The organism is Virgibacillus sp. NKC19-3 (genome assembly GCF_019837165.1).
GTDB classification, from domain to species: domain Bacteria; phylum Bacillota; class Bacilli; order Bacillales; family Amphibacillaceae; genus Virgibacillus_L; species Virgibacillus_L saliphilus.
In genome coordinates this window covers 436,980-458,410 of record NZ_JAGYHC010000001.1, presented here as the reverse complement: position 1 = coordinate 458,410, position 21,431 = coordinate 436,980, and the positions used below count along the sequence as shown (strand labels likewise).

Annotated in this window: 27 protein-coding genes and 2 pseudogenes; 12 read left to right on the top strand and 17 right to left on the bottom strand. The window is 39.0% G+C overall.

The features are described from left to right. The first annotated feature begins 107 nt into the window (after nt 1-107). Nucleotides 108-668 (top strand): DUF6944 family repetitive protein, encoded by a 561-nt coding sequence (locus KFZ56_RS02385; RefSeq protein WP_222640002.1) that lies wholly within the window; start codon nt 108-110, stop codon nt 666-668. 361 nt (nt 669-1,029) lie between these two features. Here the strand turns inward: KFZ56_RS02385 and KFZ56_RS02380 are convergent, their stop codons facing one another. The 6 genes from KFZ56_RS02380 to KFZ56_RS02355 all read right to left on the bottom strand — a co-directional run bounded on the left by KFZ56_RS02380 (nt 1,030) and on the right by KFZ56_RS02355 (nt 5,787). Further along, a complete protein-coding gene (locus KFZ56_RS02380) occupies nt 1,030-1,410 on the bottom strand; it encodes a hypothetical protein (protein ID WP_222640000.1) in 381 nt (126 codons plus the stop codon). A gap of 118 nt (nt 1,411-1,528) precedes the next feature. Continuing rightward, nucleotides 1,529-2,542 carry an LLM class flavin-dependent oxidoreductase gene (locus tag KFZ56_RS02375; protein WP_446053746.1) on the bottom strand — a complete coding sequence of 338 codons (1,014 nt, stop codon included), beginning with the start codon at nt 2,540-2,542 and terminating at the stop codon, nt 1,529-1,531. A gap of 24 nt (nt 2,543-2,566) precedes the next feature. After that, on the bottom strand, nt 2,567-3,598 hold the full coding sequence (gene lplA / locus KFZ56_RS02370) for a lipoate--protein ligase (RefSeq protein ID WP_222639996.1): 1,032 nt from the start codon (nt 3,596-3,598) through the stop codon (nt 2,567-2,569). A gap of 15 nt (nt 3,599-3,613) precedes the next feature. Next, nucleotides 3,614-4,501 (bottom strand): SIR2 family NAD-dependent protein deacylase, encoded by an 888-nt coding sequence (locus KFZ56_RS02365; protein ID WP_222639994.1) that lies wholly within the window; start codon nt 4,499-4,501, stop codon nt 3,614-3,616. A 55-nt stretch (nt 4,502-4,556) separates the two neighbouring features. Then, entirely contained in the window at nt 4,557-5,360 is an 804-nt protein-coding gene (locus KFZ56_RS02360) for a protein-ADP-ribose hydrolase (protein WP_222639992.1), read from the bottom strand. Between the two features lie 94 nt (nt 5,361-5,454). Continuing rightward, complete coding sequence (locus KFZ56_RS02355; RefSeq protein ID WP_222639991.1) at nt 5,455-5,787, bottom strand: glycine cleavage system H family protein; 333 nt, start codon at nt 5,785-5,787, stop codon at nt 5,455-5,457. Between the two features lie 210 nt (nt 5,788-5,997). Here KFZ56_RS02355 and KFZ56_RS02350 point away from each other — a divergent pair, with 210 nt between their 5' ends. After that, nucleotides 5,998-7,188, top strand: a complete 1,191-nt coding sequence (locus tag KFZ56_RS02350; RefSeq protein WP_222639989.1) for an NADH-dependent flavin oxidoreductase — start codon at nt 5,998-6,000, stop codon at nt 7,186-7,188. Nucleotides 7,189-7,303: 115 nt separating this feature from the next. On the opposite strand, the gene KFZ56_RS02345 is transcribed toward KFZ56_RS02350, so the two are convergent. Continuing rightward, a complete protein-coding gene (locus KFZ56_RS02345; protein WP_222639988.1) occupies nt 7,304-8,746 on the bottom strand; it encodes a sodium:solute symporter family protein in 1,443 nt (480 codons plus the stop codon). 176 nt (nt 8,747-8,922) lie between these two features. Continuing rightward, a complete protein-coding gene (locus tag KFZ56_RS02340) occupies nt 8,923-9,069 on the bottom strand; it encodes a hypothetical protein (RefSeq protein ID WP_222639987.1) in 147 nt (48 codons plus the stop codon). Nucleotides 9,070-9,102: 33 nt separating this feature from the next. Between KFZ56_RS02340 and KFZ56_RS02335 the strand changes: the two genes are divergently transcribed. Together KFZ56_RS02335 and KFZ56_RS19960 are read left to right on the top strand one after the other, a co-directional pair. After that, nucleotides 9,103-10,014, top strand: coding sequence for a LysR family transcriptional regulator (locus KFZ56_RS02335; protein WP_222639986.1), 912 nt, complete (start codon nt 9,103-9,105; stop codon nt 10,012-10,014). Nucleotides 10,015-10,246: 232 nt separating this feature from the next. Next, entirely contained in the window at nt 10,247-10,339 is a 93-nt protein-coding gene (locus KFZ56_RS19960; RefSeq protein WP_222639985.1) for a putative holin-like toxin, read from the top strand. A gap of 345 nt (nt 10,340-10,684) precedes the next feature. Here KFZ56_RS19960 and KFZ56_RS02325 read toward each other — a convergent pair whose 3' ends face one another. The 9 genes and pseudogenes from KFZ56_RS02325 to KFZ56_RS02285 form a co-directional block, all read right to left on the bottom strand. Continuing rightward, on the bottom strand, nt 10,685-11,371 hold the full coding sequence (locus KFZ56_RS02325) for a hypothetical protein (RefSeq protein WP_222639984.1): 687 nt from the start codon (nt 11,369-11,371) through the stop codon (nt 10,685-10,687). Nucleotides 11,372-11,921: 550 nt separating this feature from the next. Beyond that, nucleotides 11,922-12,389 carry a hypothetical protein gene (locus tag KFZ56_RS02320; protein WP_222639983.1) on the bottom strand — a complete coding sequence of 156 codons (468 nt, stop codon included), beginning with the start codon at nt 12,387-12,389 and terminating at the stop codon, nt 11,922-11,924. A 113-nt stretch (nt 12,390-12,502) separates the two neighbouring features. Further along, a complete protein-coding gene (locus tag KFZ56_RS02315) occupies nt 12,503-12,712 on the bottom strand; it encodes a zinc ribbon domain-containing protein (RefSeq protein ID WP_222639981.1) in 210 nt (69 codons plus the stop codon). 92 nt (nt 12,713-12,804) lie between these two features. Further along, nucleotides 12,805-13,154 (bottom strand): annotated as a pseudogene (locus KFZ56_RS02310) (DUF2200 domain-containing protein). 650 nt (nt 13,155-13,804) lie between these two features. Next, nucleotides 13,805-14,158: a DUF4260 domain-containing protein gene (locus KFZ56_RS02305; RefSeq protein WP_222639980.1), complete on the bottom strand. Its 354-nt coding sequence runs from the start codon at nt 14,156-14,158 to the stop codon at nt 13,805-13,807. 51 nt (nt 14,159-14,209) lie between these two features. Next, nucleotides 14,210-14,782 carry a TetR/AcrR family transcriptional regulator gene (locus KFZ56_RS02300; protein ID WP_222643869.1) on the bottom strand — a complete coding sequence of 191 codons (573 nt, stop codon included), beginning with the start codon at nt 14,780-14,782 and terminating at the stop codon, nt 14,210-14,212. Between the two features lie 174 nt (nt 14,783-14,956). Further along, nucleotides 14,957-15,244 (bottom strand): annotated as a pseudogene (locus KFZ56_RS02295) (DUF2200 domain-containing protein); the annotation flags it as partial. 2 nt (nt 15,245-15,246) lie between these two features. Then, the gene (locus KFZ56_RS02290) at nt 15,247-16,389 is read right to left on the bottom strand and encodes a sensor histidine kinase (RefSeq protein WP_222639979.1); all 1,143 of its coding nucleotides are present in this window, start codon (nt 16,387-16,389) and stop codon (nt 15,247-15,249) included. After that, nucleotides 16,386-17,105 (bottom strand): response regulator transcription factor, encoded by a 720-nt coding sequence (locus KFZ56_RS02285; protein ID WP_222639978.1) that lies wholly within the window; start codon nt 17,103-17,105, stop codon nt 16,386-16,388. The genes KFZ56_RS02290 and KFZ56_RS02285 overlap by 4 nt, the downstream gene beginning before the upstream one ends. A gap of 150 nt (nt 17,106-17,255) precedes the next feature. On the opposite strand from KFZ56_RS02285, the gene KFZ56_RS02280 reads away from it, so the two are divergent. The 8 genes from KFZ56_RS02280 (at nt 17,256) to KFZ56_RS02245 (ending at nt 21,422) form a co-directional block, all read left to right on the top strand. Continuing rightward, nucleotides 17,256-18,170, top strand: a complete 915-nt coding sequence (locus tag KFZ56_RS02280) for an ABC transporter ATP-binding protein (protein ID WP_222643867.1) — start codon at nt 17,256-17,258, stop codon at nt 18,168-18,170. After that, on the top strand, nt 18,170-18,931 hold the full coding sequence (locus tag KFZ56_RS02275; protein ID WP_222639977.1) for an ABC transporter permease: 762 nt from the start codon (nt 18,170-18,172) through the stop codon (nt 18,929-18,931). The genes KFZ56_RS02280 and KFZ56_RS02275 overlap by 1 nt, the downstream gene beginning before the upstream one ends. A 13-nt stretch (nt 18,932-18,944) precedes the next feature. Further along, on the top strand, nt 18,945-19,682 hold the full coding sequence (locus KFZ56_RS02270; protein WP_222639976.1) for an ABC transporter permease: 738 nt from the start codon (nt 18,945-18,947) through the stop codon (nt 19,680-19,682). Between the two features lie 39 nt (nt 19,683-19,721). After that, a complete protein-coding gene (locus KFZ56_RS02265; protein WP_222639974.1) occupies nt 19,722-19,946 on the top strand; it encodes a YxeA family protein in 225 nt (74 codons plus the stop codon). Continuing rightward, complete coding sequence (locus KFZ56_RS19955; RefSeq protein ID WP_222639973.1) at nt 19,918-20,049, top strand: YxeA family protein; 132 nt, start codon at nt 19,918-19,920, stop codon at nt 20,047-20,049. The genes KFZ56_RS02265 and KFZ56_RS19955 overlap by 29 nt, the downstream gene beginning before the upstream one ends. Before the next feature lie 366 nt (nt 20,050-20,415). Continuing rightward, entirely contained in the window at nt 20,416-20,610 is a 195-nt protein-coding gene (locus KFZ56_RS02255) for a hypothetical protein (protein WP_255584775.1), read from the top strand. Between the two features lie 107 nt (nt 20,611-20,717). Then, nucleotides 20,718-21,032 carry a YdcP family protein gene (locus tag KFZ56_RS02250; protein ID WP_222639972.1) on the top strand — a complete coding sequence of 105 codons (315 nt, stop codon included), beginning with the start codon at nt 20,718-20,720 and terminating at the stop codon, nt 21,030-21,032. A 12-nt stretch (nt 21,033-21,044) separates the two neighbouring features. Next, entirely contained in the window at nt 21,045-21,422 is a 378-nt protein-coding gene (locus KFZ56_RS02245; protein WP_222639971.1) for a YdcP family protein, read from the top strand. Nucleotides 21,423-21,431: the final 9 nt, after the last annotated feature.

The following is a 21,431-nucleotide window of genomic DNA, read 5'->3' as shown; positions in this document are numbered from 1 at the left end:
TCACACCTATTTACAAAAATATTTAATAACTGCATCATTGTAAACCCGAAACAATATACTCCTTCTACATACAATATAGCAAGTTTGCTAAACAGGAGGGGTAATGGTTGGGCAATCGATCAAAGGAGTTAGTTGGAGCTTGGATACAGGCAGTTGGCACAACAATGTCCGCTGTTGCCAGTACTCCGATGACAGCAGAAAACCAGAATATTTCCCCGCAATTTTACGAGGATTTTTCCAATCATCTTGATTTATGGGGAAATGTCTTACAGAGTACGGGAAATGCTCTGATTGCAGACAGTGAAGAGGGATATTCTTTAAGCAAAGTAGGAAATAAAGTTGAGTCCACGGGAAATTTGGTAAATGTCGTAGGATTTTTAGCAAACGTTAGTGAACAGTTGGAGATCGAGTTAAACATTAAAGGAGAACTGATTCAAGCAGTAGGCGGGAGCCTATCCCTTGCAGATACATTAAACGAAGAACTTACGGAAGACACCTTTTATGATATCTATGGCAGCTTGCTGCAAATCATTGGTAATGCCATGCAAAATATTGCTGGAATAAAGGAGCTCAACGCGTCTGATAGCGAACGTATCGATGCGGTCGGAGGATGGAGCCAGGCTATCGGCTCAATTCTATCCTTGATAGCAACGATCAAAAGTGAGTGAGCTAACCGCCCCGCCACTTATTCTCCCTTACGGTCAAATGGAAGTGGCGTAGACTTTACTTCACCACAACAAGTACATTTCTTGGTGGAAGGAGACCATTTATCAATAGGTACTTATCTCGACGTTGAGTGACGATTCTCAGGGGATGCTGCTCTGAACGGGACTTCATTTCGTCGATGAGTGACGATTCTCAGGAGATGCTGCTCTGAACGTAGCGAAACCACTCCACTTTTTTGCCTATTATAAAAAAAGAATCCATGTAAGATTAATCAAAAATGGATTCTACCGTTTGAATATAGATGGCATTTTTAAAAAATTGGTTGAGTATTTATAGTATGTAATAATAATAATTTCATTTTAGCTACTCCACCTTCGCTTCATAAATAAGACCATCGTCCTCATCTTGGTCTTTCGTATTAATAATTTTCAAGCGTTGATCCTCTTTTATATAAACAGATTTATATGCTGGAATGCCATCATTTTCATAAAGAATGACGCGACTTCCTTCATTATCGTTGGGTACATGAACCTCATCAAAATCCGTTCCGATTTCTTCCTCTACAACACGTAGCTCCGGCATTTCACCTCGATGATTTTCAAAGAACGACTGCTCATTTTCACCCACGTTTTCACTTTCTGCTTCACTGCCACTTTCATCTTCTATGCTTTCTCCTTCATTTACATCATCCGTGCTGCATCCAACAAGTATGACGACACTAAGGATGGCAAGTATTTTCTTCATGAACAAATGCACCTCACTTAAAACTCCGTTACGTAAGGTATCATACCAACATCCTGAGATTTCAACAAACCATATGTTTCAACCTAACAGATAGTGCGATCTTATGCATACCAAAATTCTAACGGAATGCCTCAACCAATAACTTCATTGCTTTTTTACGTACTTTAAATCCTGGCATAAGTGGGATAAGCAGGACTTCATCAGCTTTGAAATGCGTTACCAATGCTTTTAATTGTTCGGTGACACCTTCCATATCACCCACTACCATCCGGGAGCGATTGCTTTGAATGGTTGTCTTTTCTTCTTCCGTATATGAATAGGTTCGAGCTGTTTCAACGGACGGAAATTCCATGAAATAACTAAAGTTATCTTTGCCGAGCAACCAGAGATCTAAGGCCGTTGCGTATCTCTCTGCTTGCTCATTCGTTTCGGCAACAACAACAAATGGAGCAATAGACACTTTAGGTTCCGGCATAAACGATGAAGGTTGAAATTCTTTACGATATGCCTCCACTGCTTGGATACCTATATTCCATTTATCCGTACCTGCATTTGGGAATAAACCAAACGTATATCCAACCCCTAATTTCGCTGCCATTTTAGCACTTTTTACACTTGTCGATAATACCCACATTTGAGGAACGGTTGAAATCACAGGATTAGCGGTGATCCCTGCAAAACGGTGCTCTTCGTCTACTTGATCGCTCAAATACGTGGCTATATCTCTAATACGCTGCTCGTAGCCCAAACCTCCCTTTTTGTTCTCATTCAATACTCGATTCACAATGGCCGTACCTACCGTATTACCTATTCCCAAATCAATTCGGCCGGGATGAAACCCTTCCAGAATCCGAAAATTCTCAGCTACTTTATACGGACTATAATGCGGAATCATCACACCACCTGAGCCAATACGAATACGCTTCGTCGCATTTGCTACGTGCATCATAATTAATTCCGGTGAACTACTGGCAAAGGCAGGAACATTATGATGTTCTGCCATCCAAAATCGCTCGTAGCCTAAGTCCTCAGCTAATTGAGCTAGTTCTACCGTATGCTGTAAGGCTTCTTGGGCATTTTCACCCTCGTCCATTTGTGCATAATCTAAAATCCCTAATTTAACCAATGTCATCCTTCTTTCTTTATCTCCCGGCACTTAGGCCTTTTCACTCAGGATAAAGCTAACGAAGTCCTCTTTTGTCAAATCACCGAAATAATAAGCCAAATCCAGCGGCTCCAATGCGCTGAATAAATCCTCTTTCCGCAAACGCACCCTCATTAACGCCTCTTCTACCTCTTTAATATCTTTTGTTCCAAAGAAGTCACCGGTAATTTGGATAGCGGCAATTTTAGCATGCTCAACGCTTAAATCGATGCGAATCGTTCCAATTGGAAACCGCTTTGTTAGGTGATACCCAAATTGATGAAACCGCCCATAGTTCCAGTCCCAATTATTGTATTTTGCAGCGGCAATTTGATCAACGCCTGCCCAATCCTCCGGTGTTAATTCATACCGCTTCGCTTCACGAACGTCCGTAATATCAAGTAATTGGCAAATCATATAATCCGTAAATTCCCACATCGTCATATCTTGATACGCAGGGGCTACATGCGAACGGATGGATCCCACGCGACTACGGACAGATTGAATCCCATGAGCTCCGATTTTTTTATGATTTGGATTCAGAACGGACGCCATTGCTTCATAATTAGGATCAAGTAGTAGCGAGTATCCGGCGTAAACGCGGCCTTGCTGCAACGTCATCGCTGCTCCGGATATTTTCTTGCCATCGACAATCAAATCATTGCGGCCGTGATACTCCAGATTATGTACACCTAACTTTTCAAGCGCCCGAATAGCCGGTTCATATAAACGTGCATAATTTCCATAAATATCATTGCTGCCATCAAATAAGAAGCAAAAACTCATATTGCGATCATCGAGATAAATCGCACCGCCACCCGTTTCTCGACGAATGATTTTAATATCATGCTCATCCATATAGGGCTGATTAATTTCCTCGTATGCATTCTGGAATTTCCCAATTTGAACAGCTGGGTGCATCATGTAAGGAAATAGAACATCCTCATCCAGGAAAATATGATCTTTCACATATTCTTGTAAGGCCATTACCGTTCCTGGATCATAAATCCATTCACCATTACGTTTCGATTCAATTAAATACATTTGCTGCCCCCTTATTCACTTCCTACTAGCATGTAACACTTCGGCAATATTCCCATCCATTCGTACTGTTTGATGACGGATGGCATGTGGAATATAGTAATCTTTTTGATTCATTGTCACAAATAACGCTTTTGCATTTTCTTCCGTCATCTGTTGAAAAGGATGTTTAATAAATTGTGGGGTTGTATGTCCTACACCGATTTCCAAAAAGAGTACTTTCCTACCCTGATTTTCTTTTAGAAATTGTTCGTAACGTTCTTTCTGTTCATGAAAATGGCTGTCTTCGACCATTCCTTTTTCTTCATTTCGTTTGTTCACTTCCAAACCAGCTCCACATTTCGGACAATGAGGAACTAAGTTTGCAGGCACCTTCATATTCGATTGTTCCCGCACCATTTGACGAATGATTGCTTCATCCTGGTATGTCTGCTGATGACAGTGCTTAGAGCATTGCCACAGTCCGTACTCTCCTTGAATGCGAAATACGTTATCCATATCAAAATCTGCCGCATAAAATGCATTGTCGGCATTTGTCGTAATAACATGGTAATTCTCACCTGACATCAAATGTCGCAAATCGATATACGCCTGTCCCACTGGCTGATCAAAGAAATTCAACAAACTGAAGCGACTTTGGAAAGCCCAATATTCCTGTTCGTCCTCAAATTCAAATAGACTTGCTTGCAACATATCCAAGAAGCGATACTTCCGGATAAAATCAGGGAAGGCATCCGTAAACCTTTTCCCCACATATGTAAATCCAGCTGCTGCAGACATTCCCGCACCAACCCCAATGACAATTGCCTCCGCTTCATCGATGAGTTGTTTTAATACATCGGCTTGTGCCAATGAAGCTTCCTTTGTGACTGTCTCCGTCTCCCAATACCTATTAACGTGTTGCATAACACTCCCCTATTCTTCCTCTAATAGTACCTATTCCAAAAGGAGGATATCATTTTCATCGGTCTTTTTGAATAGCATCTAATAATGATCGATAAATGTTGACATCCTCATCGCTATACACATTAAAGATAACATCAAGCTTTGATCCAGTATTTCTGACATAGTCCCTCACCGTTTGAATTGCAATTTCCGCCGCACGTTGATGTGGGAAATGAAATTCACCTGTGGAAATGCAACAAAACGCAATACTGTCCAATTGATATTGATCTGCCAATGCTAAACAAGCTTCATAAGACGAGGCCAGTAATTGTTCTTTTAACGGGGAAACACCACGCTCGTCGATAAAAGGGCCAACGGTATGAATCACATACCTTGATGGTAAATTATAAGCGTTTGTTATTTTCGCTTTCCCCATTGGTTCTTTGCGTCCTTGTGCTTGAATGATTTCGTTACATGCTAACCGCAATTGCACCCCCGCACGGGTATGGATAATATTGTCGATACAATGATGATTTGCTCGCGTGCAACCCAGCAATTCACTATTGGCTGCATTAACAATCGCATCAACCGCTAGGCTCGTAATATCACCCTGCCATAAATAAAGCTGCGGGCTAACCGCTTCTAAATCATGCAATGAAGTGACATGACGTTCGTTATTCCACGCTGTTAAGAAGGCATCTTGAACCTTCACAAATTCCGCTGGAACCGGGTCAGGTTGCCGGATATTACACAGGCCTTGAAACATCGCTATTTTCTCTTCTACAGTATCCGCTTGATGCTGCTTGATGTTTTCATGCGCATTTGGAATCGTTTTCCACAAATAATCTATTAAATAATCTAATCTCGCCTCTTGGTCCATATCCTACTCCCCTAGCAAAATAGACCTATTGCCCCTATGAATTGAATTGACCAATCTATTGAAAACAGACAAATAGGTCTATCCAGTAGTTGGCTTACGCTTCTTCTAATTGGTTAAATGCTGCTTCATCCACGTCTGTTAATTTTACTACCCAGTTTTCTTCTGGTTTGGCCGAGTTGAGAAGGGCTGGTTCACTTACGGCTGCTTCATTACGCTCAACGATGTTGCCAGCTAGTGGAGAAGCCATTTCAAAAACCGTCTTGGAAGCTTCTAAATTTAAAATCGCATCATCGACGTTAAGCGTCTCCCCATTTGTGTATTCTACAAATCCAACGGTTCCAATATCATCTTGCAATTCAGGTGTCATGCTTATCGTATAAACGTTATCATTTTTTTCTACGAATAAGTAATTTGCTCGTTTTTTCATTATAAACCCTTCTTTCTTTATCAAATTTCTTCTATTCAGTATATCATGAATATGCCTTCAACGGAATAGATTACTTTAGTGTTCAAAAGCGAAAGGGAATCATGCCGCTGTATCCAGAAGAATGATATGACATTGACACTCCCTGACATTGGTGATAGCGTTAAATTATTCATAAATTCTGCATAATGATGGGAGTGGACAGGAATATAAATGAAGACAACAGAACAATACAGACCATTGTTTCAAAAGATCATGCTACCAAATGGGGTTGAATTAGATAATCGTTTTGTCCTATCTCCGATGATTACGAATTCTTCAACCATAGAAGGATATGTTACACAGGAAGACTTGGCTTATGCAAGTCGCCGCGCGCGTTCAGCTCCTCTACAAATCACAGGCGCTGCATATATCGAAGCATATGGACAATTGTTTGAATATGGATTTAGTATCGATGATGACCGTAGCATCGATGGACTCAAGCAACTTGCCCAAGCCATGAAAAAGGACGGCGCTAAGGCTATTATTCAATTAACACATGCTGGACGCTTCTCTAAAATATCACTCAAAGATTTCGGTGTCGTTTATGGGCCAAGTGAGATGCACGTAAAGACACCGGTTGAACATACCGTTGTGCCAATGTCCAAACGCAAAATTAAGCATGTTATTATGCAATATGCTGATGCAACGCGTCGTGCGATTAAAGCCGGTTTCGATGGCGTCGAAATCTCGAGCGCACAGCGTTTATTAATGCAAACATTCTTATCTACGTTCTCCAACCAGCGTGAGGATATATACGGCGCGGAAACGATCGAAAACCGTTCGCGTTTTGGTATCGAAGTGATGGAAGCTGTTCAAAAAGTTATTGATAACGAAGCACCTGCTGACTTCATTCTTGGATTTAGAGGTACACCGGAGGAAACGCGAGGCAATGAGATTGGTTATAGTATAGAAGATTTCCTTTATTTCATGGATCGAATCATGGAAGTAGCCGATATTCATTATCTAGCTACAGCAAGTTGGGGCAAGAACATTTATAAACAAACGATTCGCCAAGGCAAATGGCAAGATGCACGCATGAACCAGGTTGTGTATGAGCATATCGCTGGTCGCACTCCAGTCATGGCTACTGGTGGTATTAACTCACCAGAAAAGGCACTAGAAGCCTTCCAATTTTCTGATATGGTTGGTGCATCCACACCTTTCGTTACAGAACCTGACTTTGTTACCAAATTAAAAGAAGGCCGGGAAGCGGAAATTGACTTAGGCTTTTCGCCGCGAGAAACAGCCGATTTAGCCATTCCCGAAAGAGCCTTTAAAGACATCATTGAATTAATGGATATCGGTGGATCACTCTCAGAGGAAGCACGCCAAGAATTACGCAAATTGTATCCATCATTCTAAATAGCTTTTACAAACTGGCACGCTTGAACAGGGATTCTAAGAAACCAATATATATTTTCTTAGAATTCCCTATACCAAAGGCCAAATTTAGATATAGGCCGCAACTCGTTACATGCTACTTCGTTTCCATGGTTAACATATTGTCCGTTGAATGGCGTTGTTTCGTGAACAACGTGACAATCAGTAGTATTGCTATCGATAATGGTAATCCAATAAAAATCGGATGTAAGCCAAAAGGATGCCCTAAAATTTGCCAAATGACAGCTGTAACCAAACCTCCCCACATGGAAGCAACACCAGCAACATTCGTTACTTTTTTCCAAAACAAACCAAACATGACTGGTGCTAATAAACCGGAAACGGACATCGCCGTGCCAGTCACCATTAGGTTAACCAACCCCGGAATAGCCAGGGCTAACACGAGAGCTATAATCGATACAATCAACACGGAAACCTTACTGTAAAACAGCATCCTACGATCATCAAAATGATTCACATTCGGCCTGATCATATCGTTGACGATTGAGGATGAACCTGCTATAAAAAAGGAATCTGCACTTGATATGACGGTCGCCAATAATACAAGAATCATCACTACTACCAAGGAGAAAGGGAAAACATCCCCAATAACACCATAATAAATATGTACGGGATCGATATTTTCCAATCTTAAACCGTACCGGCTGAGTACACCGATGGCAACAACAAGCACAGCTGTCAGCACCGCAATGATCATGGAAATCCAATATCCATTCATCGCTGTCTTTTCATTTTTAGCTGCCCAAACACGCTGCCATAGATCTTGTCTAATAAATTGATAAACCCCTAACGTCAATAAATAGATGAAAATTTCACTTGGTTCAATATTCATCAAGCTAAGCATTTCTGCTTGATTAGCAGAACTGGCATATTCTGAAATGTTGCCCCAATCTCCAGCGGCTATCAATACTGTTATAAACAAGAATAGAATACCCAATGTTTGAAGGCTTCCGTGAATCACGTCTTGCCAAATAACAGCCTTCAATCCGCCAAGATACGTTTTCAACGTTAATAATGCCCAACCGACAAAAATGCCGAACGTCACATTTATCCCGACTGTCAAATGCAGTATCGTCGCAATAGCAACAAACTGCATCCCAGTCATCGCGCAATAGGAAAACAGGAAACTAATCACCGTTGGAATACGAGCTTGTCTGCCATAACGCAAGGACGTATAGTCTCCGACCGTGACCATGTTATGATTTTCCCCCAAGGCTCTAACCCGCTTAAGCAGAAATGACGCAAAAAGAATGATGGAGAAGAACATGGTGATATTGATCCATTGCTCTCCCATTCCGAATCGGTACCCATTCTCCATATAACCTAATAAAGTTGATCCACCAACGCCAGTCCCGATGAATGTTAACATGATAGGAACAATCGAAACCGATCTGCCTGCAACATTATAATCTTCATACGTTTTTGTTTTCCGGTTCATATACAAAGCCAACACAAATAGAAAAAGAAAGTAAATGCAGACAATAACTGCTAATATCATTCGTTCATCACCATGAAACATATCATTCACCACCATAACATCCAAATATCACAAATTATATCATCCATTAAGCCATTTTCGATATGTTTTTTCAACTTTTTCGACTATTCCATTTTCCTTCTCATTTTTTGTGAAGAGAGTATGTATATGGTCTACCCTCTATTTCCCCTTTCATCGAAAAGGAAAAAAGAATCAGCTTATAGTTGGGACGAAGCAACAGCATTTTCTTTTGTATTGGTTTTAGACATAAAATAATGGACAACCATAAACAAGATAATACCCATCAACATCATGCCACCCATTACGATAAATCCAATACCGGCATGCGTTTTTGATGAAATCAATCACTAATATCAATTTAGAAGAGGGAGATACAAATGGAATATAAATATCTACAAACGTTTTTAGTTGCAAGCGAAACCATGAATTTCACAAAAACAGCAGCTAAACTTCAATATGCACAGTCTAGTGTCACTGCCCAAATCAAATCGCTAGAACAAGATCTGGAAACACCCCTATTTGAGAGACTGGGAAAGAGACTTGTTTTGACCCAAGCTGGAAAGCAATTAAAAAGGTATGCCCACCAAATTGTTCACTTAACGGATGAAGCACGCACAGCAATTGATGCAGGAGAGAAAACAGGAACCATTATCGTAGGCGCACAAGAAAGCCAGTGCACCTATCGTTTACCCGAACTTCTGAAAAAATTTAAATCAAAATATCCACTTGTGCATTTGATTTTCAAACCTGCTCACTCGGATGAAAGCGCAACAGCATCGTTATTGCAGGGAGAATTAGATCTCGCCTTTATCATGGATACAAACAAACCACACCCTTATTTGGAAGCCACCCCTTTATTACAGGAGAAACTGATTTTAGTGGCATCGCCAGCGAACCCATTAGCTTCCAAAGCTACTGTGCAGCCGGATGATTTGCAAGAAGAAACGATCTTATTGACAGAGAAAGGCTGCTCCTATCGCAATCTGTTTGAACAAAAGCTTTACGAGTATCAGACATCTCCGAAGAATACGATTGAATTTGTAAGTCTTGAAGCGATCAAAAAATGCGTAATTGCCAATTTAGGCATTGCTATGCTTCCGGAAATGACAGTTGCGGAGGATTTAAAAGAAGGATCATTAGCAGCATTACATTGGGACGTATCCATGCCCCTGTTAACGACGCAGATGGCTTTACACAAAAACAAATGGCTGAGTCCTCAATTAGATGATTTTGTTAACCTGACAAAGATGTACTTTGCTGAAGAAGTTCGTCATCCATCGGTCGGGTGAATCAGCAATACATCGACATGCGGTTTGGATCATGAATCTAGCCAGAATCACCTTGATATACACAAAGGAGCACTCATTTTTATATAGAAAATCCAGATGAAGATGCCTACATTCATACACTTAATATTCAGGAAAATATGCTATAATAATAGCAGTGCATAAGGCTTTTCAGTGGTGGTGACTCACTCCCTTTATCGTTCCTTTCATCTATTAGAAAGGGGGTGATGCTTTGATGAGTGTGTTTGAAGGCATAACACTGATGATAACATTTGGTATGTTGATTATAGCGTTGTTGTCATTTCATCAAAAAAATAACCACCCTTAAGCCTGACAAGCAATGAAGGTGTGGTTATTTTATTACCTTGTATTTGTGAAGTAGCCCCGTGAAGGGCTATTGCACAATCAGGTACTGATCGTGTAACAACCCCTTTTATTTGCTTTATCTAACTTTGCGAACTTGTCGTAATCGATACGAAATAAATAGATTAAAGATACAGAAGATAACAATCCCTGTAACTCCAATGAATAACGTGTATCTGTGGGGTAAAACAAATATTACTGCGAGGATAAAAACGGCAAATATTAGCAATCCCCAAACATAAGCTTTTTTTAATTTCGATTCATTATTCATGTCATCGCCCCTTCCAGGGATTCAAAAAAACCTAACCTATTAATATGCTCTCACTCGATTCGGGCCTGAAGTTTCTGTTCCTATTAGATTATTCCTAGCAGAATCAGAATATATTCTTGTTTCAAGGTATTGATTAACATAATTAGAGTCTGTATCTAATTGCGTACCCATACGATAGGAGAAATAACCAGTTCTCATGTTATGATTGACAAATATACCAGCTAACGGACCCGCTATAGGACCTACGCTAGGAATAGCTGAGCCAATAGCCGCGGCAACAATTGAAACGTCGGTTTTATCTTCTGGTGTTATAGTAGATGTTTGCCAACTTGACCATGAAATATCTCCAGTAGGACTTTGAATTTCAACATTGTCATTCTCGGTTGTCAACTCAATATCATCCTTAATATCATTCGCCAATTTATTTACTTTTTCTTCCACCTTTTTAATTTCGTCCACGCTTAAGTAATTGCTTTCTACTGTTATTTTACCACTTTCTTTATCAGTAATAAAAGTCTGCGTTCCTTCGTCATCAGTAATTTTATGAATCCTTTCGCTTTCATTTTCCATAAATTTTTGTTCGTATTCTACGCCATTAACTTCAAACTGCTCATTCGAATCTACCACTTGCCCTTCATTAACAGCACTGTCAGCTCCACTAATTGAAGGAAATACCATAAAAGCCACAAGGGTTACAGTTAAACTACTCATTAAAATTTTTTTCACTACACTCACCCTCCATATTTTGGTAATATATTTCTAAAACTAACCTCTTTTTTAGGTAACATTAATTAATAAATGAAAAAACAAAATATATTAATTTATTGAAAAATGAGCAAAAGTTCCTAGTACAAATTTAACGAGGGTTTTTAAATTTTATATGAACTAATCCTGTCATTTGATCATAAAAAATAACCACTGAAAAGCCAGCAAAAGCAAACAGTGGTTATTTTTACTAAAAATATAAAGTTTGTGAAGTCGCCCCGTGAAGGGCTATTGCACTGCCGTTCGATGTGCCACCATCAAACGGTTTTTATTATTATATTACTTTCTACTTATAGAATACCCTATTTCTAATCTTTTTTAAATAATTTTGACCAGAAGTCTTTTCACTGCTTCTGTCGCACTTGCTTCAATTCTTGATTGTTGCATGTTCTTCATAGTTGCCCAAAGTCAGTATATTTGACGATTTTATTCATTGATCTGAAGAATATTTTCGTTAAACGGTTCCTATTTAAAAAAAGAGTATAAAAACAATCAAAAGGCCAAGCAATGTTCAAACGAACGAATACACGACTTTCATTTCATTGGAGACCGCATTCCTTTTTGCCTTATGTATGATGGCTAAATCAGTTGTAAGAATCAAAAATAGAATATAGTAAAAGAAGACATATATCACCCAGCGATGGTTTTGCATCATGTCACTTAGTGGGTCGATCAGAAAAAAACTAAAAAGCCCAACCAATGATACCAGAAGGAGCATGGGAATAAGCATATGCATTTTTTCCCATAATCGATGCTTCAAGAAGGTATCGCTTTTCTTTGTTAGAAAATACATCAATAAGCTAAGTAAACCAATGACCACTACCATAAACAAATAAGTCATGATTCCGGTTGTGCTGATTGCATTCCTTGAGGCAACGGATTGTCCTATATCGTGTGTAAACATTTCTGCTATCCATGCAGCAACAATCAATAATAGGATGGTACAAACTTGGAATAACGTCCAACGTGAAAAAAACATCGCGAACTAACCCCCCCTTTGTGGGTCTGATCTTTGCGCCCGTTCGTTAGCGATCATCCGATTCGCCTTACAAATGTTCCTGTTGAAGGCATGCAACACCGCCCAAACAAATTTTATCCTCCGAAGAAAAAGTCAAACACATTGCTTCCAGTTGAACTATTCTTATTATAGAATTCCGAGTACCCACAGTTGTTGCAGAACACAACAGTAAATTGATTGTGCTGGACATCAAACATTTTCGACAAACCAGACCCGGTCATCGATACATCCTTCTTATCTGCATCCGTACTCCCACATTTAATACATCCCTTACCATTTTCCATGATCATTCATTCCTCCAAACAGCTTTATCCCATTATAACAGGATATGTCTCATCCAGCGTAAAAAAACGTTATGCGCATTTCCTTTCACGAGTTACTTCCGCAAAATTTTCTCCATCGCTTTTCCCTTTGCCAGCTCATCGATCAGTTTATCCAAATAACGAATTTCTTGCATCATTGACTCTTGGATTTCTTCCACGCGGACACCGCAAATCACGCCTTGGATCAACGCCCGCGAAGGATTCAGCTGGGGAGCTTCCACAAAGAAGGTCTCAACGTCCGTCTTCTGTTCCAGTTGTGCTTCCAACGCTTCCTGGCTGTATCCCGTCAACCAGCAGATGATTTCGTCTACTTCTGTCTTTGTTCTCCTTTTTTCTCCGCCTTCGTAACATAATGGGGATAGACACTTGCGAAACTGGTTGTATATATGTTGTGTTTGATCATGGTACTCTTCCCCTTCGCTGATATAATTTTTATTATCTTATCATGAAAAAACGTAAGCTCAACTGACACAAACACTTTATTCCGGATCAACGCCCGATACGGAACAATGATTGATGCTATTTGTTGTTAAACTTTTTACCAAATTTGAATAAAAATAACCTGGTAACTAAAGTATTAATGATAGCAATATGCTATAATAAAATACAATAGACTGGCTTCGCATGAGGGGTTGGCAGCACTGTCGCTCGTCGGTAGTCTTCGGTGGGAGACTTCCCGGGGAGGGAGGTGTTGCGAATGGAAATGACACATGTACTAACGCTTATGATATCCTTCGGGATGTTAATTGCGTTTATAATGTCAGACCATAAAAAATAACCCCTCCTATGCGTTTGAGAGGCGCTGAGGGATTATTTTTCCTAAATGCTGCCTAACCCCTCTTGATGGGGTTCGGTCTATTATGACCGTTCCATGCACCAGCATGGGCGGTCTTTATTAGTGTATGCACTTATTATCTCTCTATGTTAATTATACCACTAAATAAACGTTTGTACACATTTTATTTATTATTTCATCTCTTTGTTATCAAAAAATCCCTTTAGTAGTTCGATTAGCATACCCGATTATGGAAGGTTGTTTTGAAGATCCCCGTATCAGATACGTTTCAAATGCGTATCTTGAAACATGGTCGGATATTTCAAACCATAACCAAACATTCTATCCATTCCAATATGCGCAATCCAAATCAAGCTAATCATTAAAAAAATAGGACTATAAACCACTACACTAGGGATGATGATGAACACCGGAATACTGTAGGTATGAAATAGATTGTACCATACGGAACCAATCTTATTATTTTTCAAATACCCAAGCGCTGACAAATCAGGCACTAACAATAAAATGACAAACGCGATCCAATTCAATTCCAGAATGAAAAAGTAAACATAAACACTTAAAACGAGCACCACAAACCCCTCTATTCGTAAAATCGTTGTCGTTTTCATGTTGTATTCCCCCACCTTTTATTTGAACATTGGTCAATTAATGACAAAAAATTATAGTAACCCTTTCATTAAAAAACGGACATGAGCTTCTGCCATTCCCTTTACATCTTCATATGTTAGTTCAGGATGTCCGCAATAGTGGACAACAAACCCATGTAACGACAGGAATAATGACCAAATGATCGCCGGAGTCACTTTGCTTCCACACAGCATATAAAGGGCAGAGGCAAATTTTTCATACGTTATCTTTGGCTCTTGTTGAAGTTCACTTTGTAAGTCATCATCTTGTATAAGAAACATAATCTGATAATGGTTCGGTCGTCTGATACCGAATTCAATATAGCCTGACAAAATGCTTCTCAGTTTATTTTCTACATCCGTATCCGCTTTTATAATATTATCCAATGTTTCATTAAGAAGCGTAAAATCCTTCGCAACTATATTGTAAAACAGTTCCGCTTTATTTTTGAAATGATAATACAACGAACCATGACTATATCCAAGCAATGTTGCAATTTGTCTCATCGTGACATGTTGATATCCTTCTGATACAAAGAGACTACGCGCCGTTTCCAAAATCTTTTCCTTTGTTAACTCTTGATCTACTGCTCTTCTTGCTGCCAAAAAACCACCCCGTTTAATTAACCGTTGTTCAATTAATAGCATATGCTCCTATCACCTGATTGTCAACACATCTAGGAAAAAATGCATTATTTCAAGGATTGTTCTTTTGTTCCCTTATAATGGGATATATTGCATCTAGCGTACATATAATCCTTAAGCATTTTCCTTCACGAGTTACTTCCGCAAAATTTTCTCCATCGCTTTTCCCTTTGCCAGCTCATCGATCAGTTTATCCAAATAGCGAATGTCTTGCATCATTGGCTCTTGGATTTCTCCCACACGGACACCGCAAATCACGCCTTGGATCAACGCCCGCGAAGGATTCAGCTGGGGAGCTTCCACAAAGAAGGTCTCAACGTCCGTCTTCTGTTCCAGTTGTGCTTCCAACGCTTCCTGGCTGTATTCCGTCAACCAGCAGATGATTTCGTCTACTTCTGTCTTTGTTCTCCCTTTTTTATGAGGCCCTAATACAAACTGATTTTAAGCACCGTTCCTTTTCCGACCGCACTAAATAGTGATATATCTCCTCCATGAGCATGGATGACTTGCTTAGAGATGGCCATGCCTAATCCCGTCCCTTTGTAATGGCAATTGGTATCTCTACCACGGTAATAACGATCAAACAAACGATTTTGCGTTTCAGCGTCCATGCCATTTCCATTGTCTTCGATTTTGATTTGCAAACCGCCAGATTGATTACCAATATTTTTTTCTAACTTTTTAACTGTTATATTAATGAACGTTCCCTGTGGATTATGCGTAATAGCGTTTGTAAGCAGATTATCAAGCGCTCGTTTAAACAGTTTTCGATCAGTTGGATAATATAATTCATCAGTGTCCGTTGAAAAGGAAATATTATACTCTCTGCTTTCAAGGGAATTTTCCACATCAATGACAGCAATTCTTGTTAACTCTACGATATCTATTTCTTCCTTTTCTAATGGAAGTGCATCGTTTTTAAGACGGAATGTGAGATTAAAGTCACTGAGTAATTCTTCTGTATAATCAATTCGTTCCTTAATGATTTCGGCAAAAGAATGGATTTCTTCTTCATTCCAGTTATGTTTTGGTGAAGCAAGTAATTCTGCATATCCTTTCATCGTGGATAAGGGCGTTTTTAAATCGTGCGAGATCCCTGTCATCCATTCTTCTCGCGTCTGTTCAAGTTTCCTTCGCTCTTGTTCATTTTGCTTTAAGATGTTTGCCAGTTGTTGGAAGGCGGCAATAACCTCTTTATAAATCCGAAACGTTTTTTTCAGTTCTCCTCTTTTATTTTGACTTCCCGGCTTTCCTTGGGAGTCTTTCGGTTCATTGTAAGAACCTTGGGCCATTACCTGCAACCATGTCAACATATGAAGGAGAGGACCGCCCAAAATCTTTCCGAATAGAAATCCCACACCAAGTACAGCAATAACCCCTGAAATGATAACGATTATAAAAAATAGAAATTGGTACACCAAAGGAACGTGTGCATTTTGCTTTCCATAAACTGAATCCAAAATCAATGTAATTAAATGGGAAAAGAAAAAGATAATGAAAAGCAAAATCAAAGATGACAATGTCAGACCAAATAAAAACTGCCATGCTAAACGTCGATTTAATTTCATAATTTATCCCTACCATTTGATTTGACTAATTTATAACCAAGTCCACGAACAGTTATTAAATAGCATGGATTGCTCGGATCTTTTTCAATTTTTTTGCGAAGTCGCCGAATATGGACAATAACTGTGCTGTCTTCACCCAAGCTATCTTCTCCCCAAATTCTTTCATACAGCTGTCTTCTGCTGAAAATTTGGTTTGGATGTTTAGCCATCAAAAGCAACAGTTGAAATTCTTTGGCTGGGCATATTATTGATTCCCCATTAACAATAAGTTGTCCATACTTTTCGTGAATTTGAAAACGTTCAAAATCGTACATCGTATTTTTAGAGGGTTGATTTTGCAATACTAATTGTTGCCTATTCAGTTGTGCTTTAATACGGGCGGCAACTTCCAAAGGATTGAATGGTTTGGTGATATAATCATCTCCGCCGAAACTAAATCCGGACAATTTATCCAAATCAGTTGTTTTTGCAGTTAAGAATAAAATAGGCACTTGTGTAAAGACTCGCATCTCTTTGCACAAGGAGAAACCATCAAAATCAGGCAACATGATATCTAATACAATAAGACTTGGCTGGATAGATCTACACAGATTAAGGGCTTCCTCTCCGGTAGTAGCAGTATAGATGTTTTTAAATTGCTCCCTCTCTAAGGTAAGGTAAAGCAGATCTAAAATGTGTTGATCATCATCTACGAGAAGTATGTTTGACTCCATCATGATTTTTACCCTCCACTCATTTACACTGCCCCCATTTTATCAAAAATCCAAATGGTTTTTTCATGAAATACGAAAAGTTAATCCAGAGTTAATCTTGCGTTTGTTGTCAGTTTAGATGAAATGGATAGGATGACAATTGAGGTGATAAAAATGATAGAAACCATTATCAAAACGCAAAATCTAACGCGAAAATATGGGAAACAGGTTTCGGTAGGTCAATTAAATATGGAAGTGAAAAAAGGAGAGATTTATGGCTTTCTTGGTCCAAATGGAGCTGGGAAAACAACAACGATTCGCATGTTACTCGGGTTAATCAAACCCACTTCCGGAGGGATAACTATTTTCGGAAAAGATTTTGCCCAAAACCGGTTGGAAATACTACAACGAATCGGTTCGCTTGTGGAATCTCCCTCCCACTACGGTCATTTAACCGGCCAGGAAAATTTAGAGGCTGTTCGAAGATTGATAGGCGCCCCGGCCGAACGGATTTCGGAAGTCTTATCGACGGTTCGGTTGACAAAGGTTGCCAATCAACTTACCAGGGAGTATTCATTAGGAATGAAGCAACGTTTAGGAATCGCAACGGCCCTTTTATCTAAACCGGACCTTTTACTATTGGATGAGCCTACAAATGGATTAGATCCTTCCGGCATTCAAGAAATCAGGGAATTAATTAAAACACTGCCACAAAAGTACGGGATGTCTGTTGTTGTTTCGAGTCATCTGTTAAATGAAATTGACCAGATGGCAACACAAGTCGGTATTATTACAAATGGCAAGCTCATTTTTCAAGATGATATTAGAAAACTCCGTCAGAAAAGCAAACCGCGGCTTAGAATCGCTACAGCTGACGTGCCAACCGCTTTTGACATGTTGAAACAAAAAGGAATAGAACCTGAAATGAAGGACAATCACCTGTGGATAGATGAAACGAACCCTGGTATCGTGTCTGACTTAAATCATTATCTCGTAAAAGAGGGAATACCGATTTATCGGTTGGAAGAAATCAAACCTTCCTTGGAAGATATCTTCCTGGAACTAACCGGCAAGGAGGGGAGTTTGTAATGAAAAAAATGGTTATCTCCGATGTTCTTAAATCAAAAAGAACCGTATTAGGGTTAGTTTTATTTCTTGTACCGGCATTGACCATTCTATATGAAATAGCCAATTTTTTATTTCGCTCAGAGACGTTGACTTCTCAAGCAAATGATCAAAATACGGACATGTGGCATATGTTACTCTATGATAAACAAGCCTTTCTATGTTTGGCTATACCGATTGGTATAACCGTTGCTGCATCAGTGATATCTAACATCGAACATCAAGCAGATGCCTGGAAACAAACATTTACCCTCCCTATTTCACGAATAAAGGTGTTTTTTAGTAAGTTCTTATTGCTGTTTAGCGGGAGTTTACTATCGGGGGTATTGCTAATGGTTGGAATGTTCCTGTTTGGAACCATGTTTAATTTCAATACCGAAATCCCTTGGGTGAAGATTATTGGGGACAGTTTTTTCCCTTATATTGCAGCCATTCCAATCATGGCGATTCAGTTATGGCTATCGTTGATGATTAAAAACCAAGCTTTCTCCATAGCGATAGGCGCTATTTCAACGATGGGCGGTTTGTTTTTTGCATTGAGTCCTGTGACGCAATGGCTACCATGGGCTTATCCGTTAAATGCATCAACGGTGAGAATGGATTATAGCTCCGAAACGTTAATGCTTAATCCTGATTTATGGATGGTATTATTTTTAAGTTGCTTATTGGGGCTTATATTATTATCACTTGGCGGAAGAGTCTTTTCACAAAAAGAAGTTCAGTAGGAGGGAAAGCAAGATGCTAAAAGATTTGCTCCTTGTTGAATTGATGAAAACAAGGCGTTCAAAGTTATGGCTGTTGGTATTAATCGGACCGGTTTTAGGTGTTATTTTTGCACTTGGAAATTTTTATTTTAATTATGATGTATTTATGGATGAAGGGGGTAATGGATGGCTTGAAGCTTGGACCCAAGTTCAAATCTTCTATTCACCCTTGATATTTCCAATTTTAACTGGTGTGTATGCCGCGCTTGTTTGTAGAACAGAACATGTCGGAAACGGCTGGAAACAATTACTGTCGTTCCCCATAAAGAGATCTCACATTTATATATCCAAATTGATTATCGTATGTCTATTATTGGCATTGACACAAGTATTGTTATTCCTATTTTTCGTTGCAGCCGGAATGATAACGGATATATCCAATGATATCCCTTGGATGGCTTTATTAGGTTTCATTACGAAAGGATGGCTAGCTTCTTTGCCCCTTGCTGCGATACAAATCTTAGCTTCTATCTATTGGAGCAGTTTTGGAGCTCCTTTAGCATTGAATATTGGATTATCATTGCCAGCATTACTTATAGCGAATTCCTCTTTCGGACAATTTTATCCGTGGGCGCAACCAATGTTAGCAATGTCTCCAGCAGATGAATCACCTATTCCATCTTATATGGTATTTTATATGCTTGTACTAGGACTGTTTCTTGTCATTACATTGATTGGCATAGCTACATTTAAAAAGCGAGATTTTGCATAATGAGACAACTTCCCAAAAAACGGAAAGGATGTTAGAGATATGAAAAAGATATTAGGTGCTTTCGTTATTTTGATCATACTAGGTAGTGTTAGCTTTATGTTTCTATCGCAAGAGCTAAAGGACTTTATCAATCCTTTTATTGCTGAAGAACCTGTTTATGTACAAATTGATCACGTTCCGGATGACACGCAAGATCGATATGATTATACGTTAACGGGCCTTACCGCGAAAGGTGATGAGAAAACCTTTTTCAGCTGGGGATAAACTGAAAAAGGAAGCCTATATAAAAGTGTATGCCAAGGGGGATTATGTTAAAACATGGGAAGAAGTTTCGTTCGAGGAATTACCGTCACAAGCAAAACAATAAATTCAAAACAATAAACTACAAAATTGGCGATTAGCAGTAAATAGGAATACCTGCCGAAACAATTTTAGAGCTAATTCCGTTTTCACGGAAAGAAACAGGCTGATTTTTATACTAAAAAAGTGTAAAAATCAGATTATCCGCATAAACACTGGATTTACAAATGCTATTCAAAGATTAGTTAATCCATTTTACCACTAATTTACTACTTTTGGATGAGTCTTGATACGACGAAATATCCTAGAAAAGTGAAGAAAAGTAAAAGATACTCCCATTTTGAAAACTGAATATGTAATAGATGGACACTTCAAAATTGAGGTGTCTATTTTTGTGTTCTCCATTAAAACAATGGAAAGGAGATTCGTTTCTTTGAATGAACAGGAAATATACGAAGATAAGGTAATGGAATGGATTGCAGATCATTTTGTATGGAATGAGGTTGAAATTGAGGATTATCCCTTTTTTCTTCATGGAAAATTGGTTCGTGATAAAGCAGGAGAAACAATGGTTGTATTTTGGTGTGTCATTTACGGGCGTGTCGATTACCGATTTCAAGACGCATAAGGAGTGATTACTCATGCAGAAGTTTTACTCTCGTTCCCCTCCCTTCTATCTGTGTTTCTTCTATTGATTGATAAGGAAAATTAAAAACAAGAAAAGAGGTTTATATGATGGAATTAAAATATGTCATTCCCAACATGGAAAAAACGTTTGGCAACTTAGAGTATGCAGGAGAAGGAAAAGTTGAACAACGACGAATCAATGGTCGCATGACGACACTGTCTCGTAGCTATAATCTGTACTCCAATGTTCAGCGAGCAGATGATATTGAGGTCGTTCTCCCTAACGAAGCTGGGGAAAAATTTTTCAATCATGAAGATAAAGTTAAATTAGATAATGCCAGAATTATCGCAGAAGGTTATAAAATTGGGGATCGTGGTTTTACAAATTATATCTTACATGCTGACGACATGATAAAAGGATAGGAGGAAACAAATATGAGATTGGCACAAGGTATTGTCATTGATAAAGATAAGACATTTGGATTATTAAAGTTTTCCGCTTTACGAAGGGAAGTATTTCTTCAAAATGAAGATGGTACGGTATCAACAGAAGTCAAAGAACGCACTTATGATTTAAAGTCAAGAGAACAAGGACGCATGATTCAAGTGAGTATTCCTGCTTCTGTTCCACTAAAGGACTTTGATTACAACGCAGAAGTAGAATTAATCAATCCAGTGGCAGATACCGTATCTACCGCAACTTTTCGAGGGGCAGACGTAGACTGGTATATAAAAGCGGATGATGTTGTATTAAAAGGACAACAAAAACCTCCCCAAAAGCCAAAAAAAGAGCCAATAGAAAATGAGAAATAGGAATCGCTT

What these genes read in the sequence shown, in the direction of transcription:
- KFZ56_RS02380 (WP_222640000.1), bottom strand. Translation starts at nt 1,410, where the DNA reads ATGAAGAAAATACTTGCCATCCTTAGTGTCGTCATACTTGTTGGATGC.
- KFZ56_RS02375 (WP_446053746.1), bottom strand. Translation starts at nt 2,542, where the DNA reads ATGACATTGGTTAAATTAGGGATTTTAGATTATGCACAAATGGACGAG.
- lplA (WP_222639996.1), bottom strand. Translation starts at nt 3,598, where the DNA reads ATGTATTTAATTGAATCGAAACGTAATGGTGAATGGATTTATGATCCA.
- KFZ56_RS02365 (WP_222639994.1), bottom strand. Translation starts at nt 4,501, where the DNA reads ATGCAACACGTTAATAGGTATTGGGAGACGGAGACAGTCACAAAGGAA.
- KFZ56_RS02360 (WP_222639992.1), bottom strand. Translation starts at nt 5,360, where the DNA reads ATGGACCAAGAGGCGAGATTAGATTATTTAATAGATTATTTGTGGAAA.
- KFZ56_RS02355 (WP_222639991.1), bottom strand. Translation starts at nt 5,787, where the DNA reads ATGAAAAAACGAGCAAATTACTTATTCGTAGAAAAAAATGATAACGTT.
- KFZ56_RS02350 (WP_222639989.1), top strand. Translation starts at nt 5,998, where the DNA reads ATGAAGACAACAGAACAATACAGACCATTGTTTCAAAAGATCATGCTA.
- KFZ56_RS02345 (WP_222639988.1), bottom strand. Translation starts at nt 8,746, where the DNA reads ATGTTTCATGGTGATGAACGAATGATATTAGCAGTTATTGTCTGCATT.
- KFZ56_RS02335 (WP_222639986.1), top strand. Translation starts at nt 9,103, where the DNA reads ATGGAATATAAATATCTACAAACGTTTTTAGTTGCAAGCGAAACCATG.
- KFZ56_RS19960 (WP_222639985.1), top strand. Translation starts at nt 10,247, where the DNA reads ATGAGTGTGTTTGAAGGCATAACACTGATGATAACATTTGGTATGTTG.
- KFZ56_RS02320 (WP_222639983.1), bottom strand. Translation starts at nt 12,389, where the DNA reads ATGTTTTTTTCACGTTGGACGTTATTCCAAGTTTGTACCATCCTATTA.
- KFZ56_RS02315 (WP_222639981.1), bottom strand. Translation starts at nt 12,712, where the DNA reads ATGGAAAATGGTAAGGGATGTATTAAATGTGGGAGTACGGATGCAGAT.
- KFZ56_RS02305 (WP_222639980.1), bottom strand. Translation starts at nt 14,158, where the DNA reads ATGAAAACGACAACGATTTTACGAATAGAGGGGTTTGTGGTGCTCGTT.
- KFZ56_RS02290 (WP_222639979.1), bottom strand. Translation starts at nt 16,389, where the DNA reads ATGAAATTAAATCGACGTTTAGCATGGCAGTTTTTATTTGGTCTGACA.
- KFZ56_RS02285 (WP_222639978.1), bottom strand. Translation starts at nt 17,105, where the DNA reads ATGATGGAGTCAAACATACTTCTCGTAGATGATGATCAACACATTTTA.
- KFZ56_RS02280 (WP_222643867.1), top strand. Translation starts at nt 17,256, where the DNA reads ATGATAGAAACCATTATCAAAACGCAAAATCTAACGCGAAAATATGGG.
- KFZ56_RS02275 (WP_222639977.1), top strand. Translation starts at nt 18,170, where the DNA reads ATGAAAAAAATGGTTATCTCCGATGTTCTTAAATCAAAAAGAACCGTA.
- KFZ56_RS02270 (WP_222639976.1), top strand. Translation starts at nt 18,945, where the DNA reads ATGCTAAAAGATTTGCTCCTTGTTGAATTGATGAAAACAAGGCGTTCA.
- KFZ56_RS02265 (WP_222639974.1), top strand. Translation starts at nt 19,722, where the DNA reads ATGAAAAAGATATTAGGTGCTTTCGTTATTTTGATCATACTAGGTAGT.
- KFZ56_RS19955 (WP_222639973.1), top strand. Translation starts at nt 19,918, where the DNA reads ATGAGAAAACCTTTTTCAGCTGGGGATAAACTGAAAAAGGAAGCCTAT.
- KFZ56_RS02250 (WP_222639972.1), top strand. Translation starts at nt 20,718, where the DNA reads ATGGAATTAAAATATGTCATTCCCAACATGGAAAAAACGTTTGGCAAC.
- KFZ56_RS02245 (WP_222639971.1), top strand. Translation starts at nt 21,045, where the DNA reads ATGAGATTGGCACAAGGTATTGTCATTGATAAAGATAAGACATTTGGA.